At 62.7% G+C, this 13,279-nt stretch carries 11 protein-coding genes and 1 pseudogene; 5 read left to right on the forward strand and 7 right to left on the reverse strand.

All coding sequences use genetic code 11. The annotated features are described in order from the left end of the window. Positions 1-118: 118 nt before the first annotated feature. Entirely contained in the window at positions 119-1,042 is a 924-nt protein-coding gene (locus XM53_RS03720) for a DMT family transporter (RefSeq protein WP_057790435.1), read from the forward strand. Here XM53_RS03720 and XM53_RS03725 read toward each other — a convergent pair. The 6 genes and pseudogenes from XM53_RS03725 to XM53_RS03745 all read right to left on the reverse strand — a co-directional run bounded on the left by XM53_RS03725 (position 1,039) and on the right by XM53_RS03745 (position 6,811). Then, positions 1,039-2,379, reverse strand: a complete 1,341-nt coding sequence (locus XM53_RS03725) for an NAD(P)/FAD-dependent oxidoreductase (RefSeq protein ID WP_057790437.1) — start codon at positions 2,377-2,379, stop codon at positions 1,039-1,041. The genes XM53_RS03720 and XM53_RS03725 overlap by 4 nt on opposite strands. Further along, complete coding sequence (locus XM53_RS03730; RefSeq protein ID WP_057790439.1) at positions 2,376-3,197, reverse strand: ABC transporter permease; 822 nt, start codon at positions 3,195-3,197, stop codon at positions 2,376-2,378. The genes XM53_RS03725 and XM53_RS03730 overlap by 4 nt, the downstream gene beginning before the upstream one ends. 79 nt (positions 3,198-3,276) lie before the next feature. Continuing rightward, positions 3,277-4,167 carry an ABC transporter permease subunit gene (locus XM53_RS03735; protein ID WP_057790440.1) on the reverse strand — a complete coding sequence of 297 codons (891 nt, stop codon included), beginning with the start codon at positions 4,165-4,167 and terminating at the stop codon, positions 3,277-3,279. Next, the gene (locus XM53_RS24025) at positions 4,164-4,853 is read right to left on the reverse strand and encodes a TOBE domain-containing protein (RefSeq protein ID WP_408006049.1); all 690 of its coding nucleotides are present in this window, start codon (positions 4,851-4,853) and stop codon (positions 4,164-4,166) included. Before XM53_RS24025 ends, XM53_RS03735 begins: the two co-directional genes overlap by 4 nt. Before the next feature lie 29 nt (positions 4,854-4,882). Further along, positions 4,883-5,660, reverse strand: a pseudogene (locus XM53_RS24030) (ABC transporter ATP-binding protein); the annotation flags it as partial. A gap of 65 nt (positions 5,661-5,725) precedes the next feature. Then, on the reverse strand, positions 5,726-6,811 hold the full coding sequence (locus tag XM53_RS03745) for a polyamine ABC transporter substrate-binding protein (protein WP_057790444.1): 1,086 nt from the start codon (positions 6,809-6,811) through the stop codon (positions 5,726-5,728). A 148-nt stretch (positions 6,812-6,959) separates the two neighbouring features. On the opposite strand from XM53_RS03745, the gene XM53_RS03750 reads away from it, so the two are divergent. The 3 genes from XM53_RS03750 to XM53_RS03760 all read left to right on the forward strand — a co-directional run bounded on the left by XM53_RS03750 (position 6,960) and on the right by XM53_RS03760 (position 10,434). Beyond that, positions 6,960-7,655: a GntR family transcriptional regulator gene (locus tag XM53_RS03750; protein WP_057790446.1), complete on the forward strand. Its 696-nt coding sequence runs from the start codon at positions 6,960-6,962 to the stop codon at positions 7,653-7,655. An 88-nt stretch (positions 7,656-7,743) separates the two neighbouring features. Beyond that, positions 7,744-9,141 carry an aspartate aminotransferase family protein gene (locus XM53_RS03755; protein ID WP_057791229.1) on the forward strand — a complete coding sequence of 466 codons (1,398 nt, stop codon included), beginning with the start codon at positions 7,744-7,746 and terminating at the stop codon, positions 9,139-9,141. A 105-nt stretch (positions 9,142-9,246) separates the two neighbouring features. Further along, entirely contained in the window at positions 9,247-10,434 is a 1,188-nt protein-coding gene (locus XM53_RS03760) for a leucine-rich repeat domain-containing protein (RefSeq protein ID WP_057790448.1), read from the forward strand. 156 nt (positions 10,435-10,590) lie between these two features. On the opposite strand, the gene XM53_RS03765 is transcribed toward XM53_RS03760, so the two are convergent. Beyond that, on the reverse strand, positions 10,591-11,772 hold the full coding sequence (locus XM53_RS03765) for a M24 family metallopeptidase (protein ID WP_057790450.1): 1,182 nt from the start codon (positions 11,770-11,772) through the stop codon (positions 10,591-10,593). A gap of 343 nt (positions 11,773-12,115) precedes the next feature. Here XM53_RS03765 and XM53_RS03770 point away from each other — a divergent pair, with 343 nt between their 5' ends. Then, positions 12,116-13,219, forward strand: coding sequence for an ABC transporter ATP-binding protein (locus XM53_RS03770; protein ID WP_057790452.1), 1,104 nt, complete (start codon positions 12,116-12,118; stop codon positions 13,217-13,219). Positions 13,220-13,279: the final 60 nt, after the last annotated feature.

Here is a 13,279-nt window from a genome sequence, read left to right on the forward strand (position 1 = left end):
ACTATAGATCGTTACGCGCCATCGCCCAGCCCGGATCACTCTGCTCATACCGGCCTTGCACGCTCAGCGATTGATTTTTCCGCGACATTCGGTCAACTCGGGGTAACGGAGACCCTCCATGACCCCTCTCAAAGGCATTGCCCTCAAGCTCGTCGCGGTGACGCTGTTCATCGTCATGTCCGCCCTGATCAAGGCCGCATCAGACACTGTTCCACCCGGACAAGCGGTTTTCTTCCGCTCGTTCTTCGCCATCCCGGTGATCCTGGCCTGGCTTGCGCTACGGGGCGAGATGTCCACAGGCCTGCGCGTCAAATCCCGGATGGGCCATTTCTGGCGCGGCTTCGTCGGCACCACGGCAATGGGCCTGATGTTCGCGGGCCTCGGCTTGTTGCCGCTGCCCGAGGTGACGGCGCTGGGCTATGCCGCGCCGCTGCTGGTTGTGGTCTTCGCGGCGATGTTCCTCGATGAAAAGGTCGGCGTCTTCCGCCTTGGCGCCGTCGCGCTGGGCCTTGTGGGCGTTTTGGTGGTGCTGACGCCCCGCCTGACCACGCTGGGTGGGCCGACGGTGGAAACCGCACAGGCCGTCGGCGCGGTGCTGGTGCTGCTGGGGGCGGTCTGCGCGGCCCTGGCGCAGATCTACATCCGCAAGCTGGTGCAGACCGAACAGACCAGCGCGATCGTGTTCTACTTCTCACTGACCTCGACGCTCTTGTCTCTGCTGACCTTGCCCTTCGGATGGGTCATTCCGGGCGGAACAGAGACTGTTTACCTGGTGCTTGCCGGTCTGATCGGCGGGCTCGCGCAGATCTTCCTGACCTCGGCCTACCGCTTTGCCGATGCCAGCGTCATTGCGCCCTTCGACTATGCCTCGATGCTCTTTGCCATCGCCATCGGGTATGTCATCTTTGACGAGGTGCCGACCGCACAAATGCTGATCGGGGCCGCGCTGATCGTGCTGGCGGGGATCATCATCATCGTCCGTGAACGTCAGCTTGGCCTGCAACGTGGGAAGTCCAAGGCGCTTAAGACACCGCAGGGCTAGCGATCAAGCCACGCGTAATGCAGATAGGCCGGCCGCATCAGCATCCGACGGAACTGGCCCAGCGGGAACTTTCGCGGCTTGTGCCGCAGCGGCGCCGGGTAGGGCATGTCGGACGTCGCGCCCCGCACCAGGTCGGCCAACAGTCGCCCCGCATAGCTGCCCATCGACACGCCGTTCCCGTGATAGCCGAACGCCGCGAACCCGCCCGGCAGTTCCGGGATCGGCCCGGCATAAGGCACCAGGTCGCGCGTCACGCAGACGAAACCCGACCAGAAATGCGGCGTCTCGACATGCGCCCAGGCGGGAAACATCTTTTCGAAATCGGCACGGATCATTGCCCTGATCTGCGCCTCGGTCCCCGGCGAATGGCGCAGCCCGCCGCGCATCCCCATCAGCATCCGGTTGTCCGGCATCAGCCGGAAATAATGCAGCAGGTGGCGCGTGTCGTAACACATCTGCCGGCTGGTCCAGCCTTGCGCGGCCAGTTCGTCATTCGTCATGGGCCGCGTGACGATCACGCTCGACTGCGTCGGCAGATACCGCGCGCCCATCCAGTCCGGCAGGTTGTCCGAGCTATAGCCATTCGTCGCGACAATGAACTTTTCTGCCGTAACAGAGCCTGTGTCGGTGTGCAGCCGATAGCTCCCGTCGGGCAAGGTCTCGATCCGCGTGACCGCGCTCTGCCCATGCACCACGGCCCCCGCTGCCTCGGCCGCCCGGCACAGGCCAAGCGCGTACTTCCGCGGGTTCAGGGCAAACCCGATCGGTATGGTCGTGGCGCCGTGAAACGGCCCCCGGAACCCCGCCTGCGCCAGCTCCTCGGGCGGGGTAAGCGTGGGCGTCACGCCATAAAGATCCCGCGTTTCGTCAACCTCGGCGCGCATCGCCTCGAAATCCCTGGGCCGGTGGGCCAACTGCGTCTCGCCCTCCGAATGGCGGTCCACGTCCAGCCCCAGCCGCGCAATCAGGTCACCCACGTGATCCACCGCCGCCATTTCGGCCCGGGCAAAGCCGCGCGCCTCGCTCTCGCCGAACCGCGCCTTGATCTCGGCATGGCTGGCCTTGGCGCCCCCCAGGCAGCAGAACCCGCCATTGCGCCCCGACGCGCCCCAGAACGGGTGCTGCGCCTCCAGCACGGTCACGCCGACGCCTTCCTCGGCCAGCGCCAGTGCCGCGTTCAGCCCGGTGAAGCCTGCGCCGATGATGGCCACATCGGTGGTGGTGTCGCCCTCAAGCGCCGGCCAGTCGCCCGGCGGCACGGTACCCGTCCACCAGCAATCGGCCACCGGCGCGGCGCCATAGGCTCCGTCTTCCCATATCCGCTTGAGGCGGGTCATGCCTCGGCCCGCACCGCGGCCTTTTCATCCGCCTCCTGCCGCATCAGCTGGCGCTTGGACACCAGCGAGGCACTGATCACGCCAATCGTCACGATGGCGATCAGGATCGTCGACAGCGCGTTGATCTCGGGGCTGACGCCCAGGCGGATCGACGACCAGATCTTGATCGGCAGCGTCGTCGCCGACGGCCCGGCGGTAAAGCTGGCGATGACCAGATCATCCAGCGACAGGGTAAAGGCCAAAAGCCAGCCCGAGATCACCGCCGGCGCGATGATCGGCAAGGTGACCAGCCGAAAGGCCGAGAACGGCGAACAGCCCAGATCCAGCGCCGCCTCTTCCAGCGACCGGTCAAAGCTGATCAGCCGCGAGGACACCACGACCGACACGAAGCACATCGAAAAGGTCGTGTGCGCCAGGATGATCGTCAGCACGCCCCGGTCCAGCCCGATCCCGATGAACAAGAGCAAGAGCGACAGGCCGGTAATCACCTCGGGCATCACCAGCGGCGCATAGATCATGCCCGAAAACAGCGTCCGCCCCCAGAACCGCCCGGCCCGCACCAGCACATAGGCCGCCATCGTGCCCAGCACCGTGGCGATGGTGGAACTGACCACGGCGACCTGTAACGTGACCCACGCGGCATCCAGAAACGCCTGGTTCTGCAACAGCTCGCCATACCAGCGGGTCGAGAAGCCGGCCCAGACCGTGACAAGCTTCGAAGCGTTGAAGCTGTAGATCACCAGGATGATCATCGGCAGGTACAGAAACGCAAATCCCAGCGTCAGGGAGGTGGTGTTGAACCAGGTCAAACGTCTCATCGCGCCCCCTTCCGTGCCCGGCCGCCAAAAGCTTTCTGAAAGCTTTTGGCAAAACTCTTTTGAAGAGTTTTGCCCCCGCTCATCCTTCGGCCTCCCGCGTTTTCTGCTGGTTGCGCTGGAACAGTACGATGGGAATGATCAGGATCAAGAGCAGGATCACCGCAACAGCGCTTGCCACTGGCCAGTCGCGGTTGTTGAAGAACTCCTCGAACAACACCTTGCCGATCATCAGTGTCTGCGACCCGCCCAAGAGCGACGGAATGACGAACTCGCCCATCACCGGAATGAAGACCAGGAAACAGCCCGCGATGATCCCGTTCTTTGACAGGGGCAGCGTCACCAGCCAGAACGCCGTCAGGCGTGAACACCCCAGGTCCTCGGCCGCTTCCAGCAGGCTGTCATCCATCCGCTCCAGCGCGGAATAGATCGGCAGGATCATGAATGGCAGATAGGTGTAGATGATCCCGATATAGACCGCGACATTGGTGTTCAGAATCAAAAGGGGTTCCGAAATCAGACCCAAACTAAGCAGCAACTGGTTCAGATACCCCTCGGTCGACAGGATCCCCATCCACGAATAGACCCGGATCAGAAAGCTGGTCCAGAACGGCAGGATCACCAGCATCAACAGCGTGGGCCGCCAATGGTTCGGCGCCCGCGCCATGGCATAAGCCATCGGATAGCCCACCAGAAGGGTCAGCACGGTCGAGATGATCGCGATCTGAAGCGACGACAGGTAGGCTTTCCAGTAAAGGTCGTCCTCGGTCAGGAAGACGAAATTCTCGAAATCGAGCGCGGCAAAAAACGCCTTGATCCCTTCCCACCCTTCGGACAGGTCCAGCTGCGGCGTATATGGCGGGATCGACAGTTCGATATCGCTGAGGCTGATCTTCAGCACGATGGCGAACGGCACAAGGAACAGCGCCAGCAGCCACAGGTAGGGCACGATGATGAGGGCCACGCGCCTCATGACGTCAGCACCACGCCCGCCGTGCCGGTCCAGCTGACCCAGACCTCGTCTTCCCACGTGATATCCCGCCGCGAGATGCGCCGGGTGTTGGCCAGCTGCGCCTTGATCATCGTGCCGTTTTCAAGTTCGACGTGATAGGTCGACAGGTTCCCCAGGTAGGCGATGTCGATCACCTTGCCTTTCAGCGCGTTGACCGCATCGGGTTTGGTCTTGGAAATCCCGATCTTCTCGGGGCGCAGGGCCAGTTGCACGTGCTGGCCATCTTCCACCTCGGGGCCGTCCAGCGCGATCAGCGGCGGCTGTCCTTCGGCCCAGTCGATGGTGATGCCGCCCTCGGGAATTTCGGTGGTTTCGGTTGAAACAGTCTCTGGGTCTGCGGGTTTCGGCTTGCGTTCCGCGTCGCTGGGCGGCGGTAATTGTCGCACGATGTCGGTGCGCGGTCCGAACACCTTGGCCCAGACCTTGTCATGCAGCCAAAGACCCAAGGCGTTGGGTTGCGGCCCGTGCGCAGGTTTCGCCGGTGCCGCCTCGGTTTTGGGCTCGGCGGGCGTCGTCGTCTCGGGCGCAACAGGCGCTTCCGGCTCTGCCGGCACGCCGATCTCCGCCACCGCCTCCGGCGTCTCGACAGTCTCTGTTTCGGGCGTTTCGGCCTCTTCCGGCGTCGTCTCGACCGCCGGCGATTCCATTACCGGGGTTTTCGCCCCCGGCGTCCGGTTCGTCGCCGTGCCGGAAAACAGCGTCACGTCGCCGATGAAATCCGCCACATAGGCCGAATTCGGCGCCTCATAGATCTCGTCGGGCGTTGCGATCTGCACGATCCGCCCCTCGTCCATCACCGCCACGCGGCTGGCCACGGTCATCGCCTCTTCCTGGTCGTGGGTGACGATGACGAAGGTCGTGCCGGTCTTTTCCTGGATATCCATCAGCTCGAACTGCGTATCCTGCCGAAGCTTGGCATCCAGCGCCCCCAGCGGTTCGTCCAGCAGCAGAAGCTTCGGCCCCTTCGCCAGGCTGCGCGCCAGAGCCACGCGTTGCCGCTGGCCGCCGGAAATCTGGTGGGGTTTACGGCTTGCGAACCGCTCCAGCCGGGTCAGCTTCAGCATCTCGTCCACCCGGGCCGCGATCTTGTCGGCGGGCAGCTTGTCGCGCTTCAGGCCGAAGGCGATGTTCTCCCAGACCGACAGGTGCGGAAACAGCGCATAGGACTGGAACATCATGTTCACTTCGCGCTTGTTGGGCGGGATCGGCGCGATGTCGCGCCCGCTCAGCAGGATCGTGCCTTCGGTCGGTGCCTCGAACCCCGCCAGCATCCGCATCATCGTCGTCTTGCCACAGCCCGACGGGCCCAGCAGCGCAAAGAATTCCTTTGCGTAGATATCGAACGACTGATTGTCGATGGCCGTGAACGTTCCGAACCGCTTGCTCACGTTCTTGAACTGGATCAGCGGCTTTTCATTCGGATCTTTCCAAGGCTCGAACTTGGTTTCCGGCATAAGGCTCTCCCGGCTGAAAAAGACCCGCGCGGATGTGGCCGCGCGGGTCTGAACTGGTCTTGGTATCAGGTGCCAGACTTGACCTTGGTCCAAAGCCGGGTCACCACCCGCTGCACCTTCGCCGGATAGGGCGTGGTGGTGTAAAGGTTCTCCAGCGTCTCTTCGTTCGGATAGACCGCCGGGTCGTCGATCACGTCCTCGATCAGGTATTGCTGCGAGGCCTTGTTGCCGTTGGCGTAATAGACATAGTTCGAGGCCGCCGCGATATTCTCGGCATCCATGATGAAGTTCAGGAACGTGTGCGCCCCCTCGGGGTTCGGCGCATCGGCCGGAATCGCCATCATGTCAAACCACATCAGCGCTCCCTCGCTGGGCGCGTTATAGGCAATGTCGACACCGTTGTCGGCCTCGGCGGCACGGTCGCGCGCCTGCAGGATGTCACCCGACCAGCCGAAGGCCACGCAGATATCGCCATTGGCCAGCGCGTTGATGTATTCCGAGCTGTGGAATTTCTGCACGTAGGGCCGCACGCCCATCAGCACCTCTTCGGTCTTGGCGATCACGTCGGGGTCGTGGCTGTCGGGGTCCTCACCGATATACTTCAGCGCGGCGGGGATCAGCTCGACCGGCGCATCCAGGAAATGCACGCCACATTCGGCCAGCTTCTCCATGTTCGCCGGATCAAAGATCAGCGACAGCGAATCCACCGGCGCATCCTCGCCCAGCACCTCGGCCACCTTCGCGGTGTTCACGCCGATGCCGGTGGTGCCCCACATATAGTTGATGGCATATTCGTTGCCGGGATCGTATTTCGCCGTCCGCTCCTGGATGACGTCCCACATATTGTCCAGGTTGGGCAGCTGCGACTTGTCCAGCTTCTGGAACGCACCCGCCGCGATCTGACGTTGCAGGAAGGTGCCCGACGGCACCACCACGTCATAGCCCGACCCGCCGGCCAGCATCTTGGTTTCCAGCACTTCGTTCGAGTCAAACACGTCATAGACCAGCTCCAGCCCGGTCTCTTCCTCGAACTTGGCCAGCAGGTCTTCGTCGATATAGTCGGACCAGTTGTAGACCCGCACTTCCTGCGCCATGGCGCTTGTCGCGCCCAGCGCCAGAACGGCGGTCATGGTCAGAATCTTCTGTGTCATTCGGTATCTCCCCTTGGTTCGATGCTTGTCGCACCTTGGCCCCGGATTTGATCAAACAAAACCGGACATGGCAATATGGTAATGCTTTCACGCAGCCGCTAAACTCGCAAGGCGATTGCACGGATCGCCGCGACGGAAAGCACACCCCATGAGCAGACACGCCCAGAAATTCGGCACAGACGACGCGGAAGCCGCCCGCGTTCCCGCGCATGAACTGATCTATCGCGAATTGCGGGCGCTGGTGCTCTTTGGCGACCTTGCGCCGGGGCAGGCGGTGACGATCCAGGGCCTGACCGACCGTCTGGGCGCCGGCATGACCCCGGTGCGCGAGGCGATCCGCCGCATGACCGCCGAGGGCGCGCTGGAATTCCGCGGCAACCGGCGCGTCGTGGTGCCCATACTTACCGCCGACAATATCTCAGAACTTATCCTTGCCCGCCAATGGCTTGACCCGCATCTTACCCTGCGGGCGACCGAACGGGCCAGCCTCGAAGACCTTGACCACCTGACCACGCTTGACCGTGATCTAGATGCCGCCATCGACGGCGGCGACCTGCGCGCATACCTGGAACTCAACTATGCCTTCCACGCGCATATCTACACCATTGCCGACGCCCCGATCCTGGCCGACCTGGCCGAGGGGCTGTGGTTGCGGTTCGGCCCGTCCCTGCGGGTGGTTTGCGGGCGGATGGGCACCCAGAACCTGCCGGACAAGCACAAGGACATGCTGGACGCCATGCACGCCCGCGATGCCGAAGGCGCGGCCCGCGCCATCCGAGAGGACGTGATCCAGGGAATGGAGCAGGTCCGCGTTTCCCTGGAGCAGAACGCGCGTCCGGCCTGATTCGATTGACTCTGAATAATTTGATCATATTCTGGAAGAAACGGACCGGGCCACCCCGTCCGATCCTCCGATCATGAAAGGTTTCGCCATGACCGCCATCACCAATCATATGCCCACCGCCGAGCTTCAGGCGCTGGATGCCGCGCATCACCTGCATCCCTTCACCCACGGCGATGCGCTCAACAAAAAGGGCGCGCGCGTGATCACCCGCGCCAAGGGCGTGACCCTGACCGACAGCGAAGGGCATGACTATCTCGACGCCATGGCGGGGCTTTGGTGCGTGAACATCGGCTATGGCCGCGAGGAACTGGCCGACGCCGCCGCGCGCCAGATGAAGGAACTGCCCTATTACAACACTTTCTTCCAGACGACCCACGTGCCCGCCATCGCACTGGCCGACCGTCTGGCACAGCTGACGCCGTATGATCTGAACCACGTCTTCTTCGCCTCCTCGGGGTCCGAGGCGAACGACACCAATATCCGCCTCGTGCGCACCTATTGGGAGCAGAAGGGCCACCCCGAAAAGAAGGCAATCATCAGCCGCAAGAACGCCTATCACGGCTCGTCCATGGGCAGCGCCAGCTTGGGCGGCATGTCCGCGATGCACGCCCAGGGCGGGATGCCCATTCCCGACATTCACCACATCGACCAACCCTATTGGTACGGCGAGGGAAAAGACACTGATCCAGCCGAATTCGGCCTGGAACGCGCCCGCCAGCTTGAGGCAAAAATCCTCGAACTGGGCGAAGACAAGGTTGCCGCCTTCATCGGAGAGCCGGTGCAGGGCGCGGGCGGCGTGATCGTCGCGCCCGACACCTACTGGCCCGAGATTCAGCGCATCTGCAAGAAATACAACATCCTGCTGATCGCCGACGAGGTGATCTGCGGTTTCGGGCGCACCGGCAAGTGGTTCGGCTCGGAAACTTTCGACATCAACCCTGATGTCATGACCATCGCCAAGGGCGTCAGCTCGGGCTACGCACCGCTGGGCGGCTCGCTGGTCAGCGACGAGGTGGCCGAGGTGCTGAACGGGTGTGAATTTGCCCACGGCTACACCTATTCCGGCCACCCGGTGACCTGCGCGGTCGCGCTGGAAAACCTGCGCATCCTCGACGAGGAAGGCATCGTCACCCGCGTCGGTTCCGAGACCGCGCCCTACCTGAAAGAGAAATGGGAAACCCTGGCCGCCCACCCGCTGGTGGGGGAGGCGTCGGTTTGCGGCCTGATGGGCTCGATCGCGCTCAGCCCCGACAAGGCCAACCGCGCCAAGTTCGCCGCCGAGGCCGGCACCGCGGGCCTCATTTGCCGCGAACATTGTTTCTCGAACGGCCTGATCATGCGCCACGTGGGCGACCGCATGGTCATCTCGCCACCGCTGGTCATCACCAAGTCCGAGATCGACACGCTGGTCGAACGGGCGAACATCGCCCTAGACCTCGCGCACAAGCAGCTGAAAGACGAGGGCCTGATGAAAGCGGCCAGCTAGGCCGCGCCCTCGAATTTGACCAAGGACGCCCATCTTTCGTCCCAATGAAGAAAGAGACTGCCGCGCGAAGCGAGTGAGCGGCAGTTTCATTTCAGGGGCAGAACAGTGTCTAAATACATTGCATTTATCGGGCTGATCCTCGGCCTGATCCTGATGGCCGGCGCTGGACTCGTGATGTGGTCACAGGCCACCGGCCCCAAGGCCGCCGCTGAACCCAGCCACGACGAAAAGCTGCTGGCCGAGATCGAGGAGATGGCGAAGGACCCGGTAGTCAAGGCGCGGATGCCACGGACCACGGAATTCATCCTCGAAAAAGCCCGCACCATCGTCGCCAAACAGAACGGCCCCCCGATCCCGTGTGACGCGGACGGCCTGCCCGGTATCCGGTTCGGATCTCAATGCGTGACAGCCGAATCCGAAGGCATCGTTTCGATGCGCGGCCCGCAGTTTGGCTGGCTGTCGGAATTTCAGGGCAACACCAACATCCGCACGATCATGAGCACGGGAGCCGAGGCCGACGACCTGAGCCTGCTGACCGGCCTGCCGAACCTGACGCGTCTGAGCCTTTTTGGCGCTCAGGTGAACGATTTCAGCGCTCTGTCGCAACTGACCGACCTGACCGTGCTGAATATCGGGTCCAGCAACATCTCCGATATTTCCTTCGTCGCGGATATGCCCAACCTTCGCGTTTTGCAGATCTTTGCGACCGACATCTCGGACCTGTCCCCGCTTGCCGGGCATCCCGCGCTTCAGGAACTGGACATCTCCCAGACCGCCGTGACCGACCTGTCGCCCCTCGCCGACGTGTCGACACTGGTCAAACTGGTGATGGAACAGACGGAGGTGGCTGACCTGTCGGCGCTAGCAGGCCTGACGCGGTTGAACACCCTGTCGCTTCGGGACATGCCGGTGTCCGACCTGTCGCCGCTGTCGAAACTGACCGAGATGCGCTCGCTTTACCTCGGCGGCACTGCCGTCACCGATATATCGCCGCTCGCTGGGATGACCCAACTTACGGCTCTCGACATGGATCGAACGGCGGTGTCGGATCTCTCGCCTCTCGCCCGGATAAAGACCCTGCACAGGCTCTATCTCAGCGAAACGCAGGTGAGCGACCTTGCGCCCTTGTCGGGTTTGTCCGAGCTTTCGCGGCTCGATCTCAGCGCGACGCCGGTGCGCGACCTGACCCCGATTGCTGACCTGCCCAAGCTCAGGACCTTGGAGCTGAAGGATGCAGAGCGGGCCGATATCGGTCCGCTGCTGGGGCGCGACGGGATCACGATACGGCAGTAAAGGTAAACGGAAGCACAACGCGCCGTAAGTTCTGGTAACCCGCCAGGATGCCGAAAATGGCACCGTCGCCATACCACCCGGATCCCGACGCAATACCGACGTGCCATTTCGGCGTCTCAGCCAGCGTTTATTGTGGTTCCCGCCGGCTGATTCGTGTCAGTCCTTGACGAACATCTGCCGGGGCATGTTGCACAGGCATTCCGCCGGGCCGTCCTCGTTGATCAGGATCGTCTCGGTCGTCTCCAGCCCCCAGGTATCCATCCACAGCGCAGGCATGAAGTGGAACACCATGCCGGGTTCCAGCACGGTCTCGTCCTCCAGCCGGATCGACGCCGTCCGCTCACCCCAATCGGGCGGATAGCTGACGCCGACGGGGTAACCCATGCGCCCTTCGCGCTTGATCTCGTACTTGGCCAGGACGTCCAGAAGGGCCTGCGCGATATCGCAGGTGCGGTTGCCGGGACGGGCCGCTTCAAGCCCCGCCTGGATGCCTTCCAGCTGCGCCTTTTCGGCGTCGCGAATGTCCTGCGGCGGCTCGCCGCCAAGGAACACGGTGCGGCACAGAGGCGCGTGATAGCGGCGGTAACACCCTGAAAGCTCAAAGAAAGTTGCCTCGCCCGGCTGCATCGGGTTGCCGTTCCAGGTCAGGTGCGCGGCGGTGGCGTCAAGGCCCGAGGGCGTCAGCGGCATGATCGCCGGATAGTCGCCCCAGTCGTCGTCCACGCCCTCGATCCCGGCCTTCAGGATGCTGGCCACAAGGTCGTTCTTGCGTAGCCCCGGCTCGGCCATGTCGATGGCGGTGCGCATCACCTTCTCCGAGATACGGGCCGCCTTGCGGATCAGCACCAGCTCCTCTTCGGACTTCACGATCCGCTGCCAGTTCACCAGCGTTGTGGCGTCGACGATCTTGGCATTCGGCATTTCCTCACAAAGCACGGCATGGGCCTTGGCGGAGTAGTAGTAATTCTCCATCTCCACGCCAATCGTCGCCGTCTCCAGCCCGTACCGCTTGAGCACTTCCGCCAGGTCCTGCATCGGGTGGCGCTCGGTCGACTGCACGAAATGATCGCCATACCCAAGGATGAAATCATTCTCCATCCAGCAGGTCCTGCGCCCCCCCAGCATGTCCATGTGCCGGCCCCACCACAGGGGCGGGCCGTCCATCGTCAGGATCGCGCCCTGGTGCACATAAAAGGACCAGCCGTCATAGCCGGTCAGCCAGTTCTGGTTGGACGGGTCCGTGATGAACACGGCATCCAGGCCGCGCTCTTCCATCGCGGCGCGGGCTCGTTTCAGGCGGCGGTCATACTCTACTGGCGTGAAGGGCAAGTCTTTCATGGCGGATGCTGAACCTCGTCTTTTCGGGCCGGGCGGCGCGCCTTCGGCGTCACGAGCCTGCCTAGGATTCCGCCTGATTGCACGCAAAAAATCGGCCATGGCCGCAACAAGTCACCTAGGGCATCCGAGTAGGGAATGCGCTTGCAATCAAGCGCATCATGGTCACATCCTTGGCAACTTGCGGGAAAGGTGACTGTTTGATGGGCGGAGCCGGTCGTTTGGCCTTCTCAACAAGAATGACGGGAAAAACTGCACGAGACTGCTTGCATCGCTGCCGGATTCTGTCTTTATTCCCTGCCGAGCGCGGAGCAACCGCGGATAAAAATATTATGGGGAGACACTCTTGACCGAATCGCAAGCGAGCGATGCGTTCGTCGCATTTGATCGCGTTCAGAAAAGTTACGACGGCGAGACGCTGGTCGTGAAGGATCTGAACCTTTCCATGCCCAAGGGCGAGTTCCTGACAATGCTCGGGCCCTCGGGCTCTGGCAAGACCACCTGCCTGATGATGCTGGCGGGGTTCGAAACCGCCACGCACGGCCGCATTCTGCTCGACGGGGTGTCGATCAACGATATCCCGCCGCACAAGCGTGGCATCGGCATGGTGTTCCAGAACTACGCGCTTTTCCCGCACATGACCGTGGCCGAGAACCTGTCGTTCCCGCTGGAAGTGCGTAAGATCGGCAAGTCCGACCGCGAGGGAAAGGTCAAGCGCGCCCTGGACATGGTGCAGATGGGCGCCTTCGGTGGCCGCCGCCCGGCACAGCTTTCGGGGGGCCAGCAGCAACGTATCGCACTGGCCCGCGCGCTGGTGTTCGAGCCCGAGCTGGTGCTTATGGACGAACCTCTGGGCGCTCTCGACAAGCAACTGCGCGAGCATATGCAGTTCGAGATCACCAAGCTGGCGCATGATCTGGGCATCACCACCGTTTACGTGACACACGACCAGACCGAGGCGCTGACCATGTCGGACCGCGTGGCAGTGTTCGACGATGGCCGCATCCAGCAGTTGGCACCGCCGGATGAGTTGTACGAAAGTCCGCAAAACAGCTTTGTCGCGCAGTTCATCGGCGAGAACAACACGCTGGAAGGCACCGTGAAAGAGATCAAGGGCGACCTTGCGCAGGTGCAGCTGGACGATGGCGGTATCATCGACTGCAAGCCGGTCAACGTCAGCAAGGTCGGCGAGCGCACCCGCGTCTCGATCCGCCCCGAGCGCGTGGAGTTCGACAAGAAGCGCCTCAAGGAAGGCACCCACACGATCAAGGCCGAGGTGCTGGAATTCATCTACATGGGCGACATTTTCCGCACCCGTCTGAGCGTGGCGGGCAACGACAATTTTGTGATCAAGTCGCGGAACGCGCCGGACCAGACGCGGCTGACGCCGGGCGAGACGATCGAGATCGGCTGGCTGCCCGAGGATTGCCGCGCGCTGGATGCGAACTAGGAGTTTATAGGGATTCGGGCGGGCCACCGCGCCGGCCCGGATAGAACGAGGTCCGCATGT

Source organism: Roseovarius atlanticus, assembly GCF_001441615.1.
GTDB classification, from domain to species: Bacteria; Pseudomonadota; Alphaproteobacteria; order Rhodobacterales; family Rhodobacteraceae; genus Roseovarius; species Roseovarius atlanticus.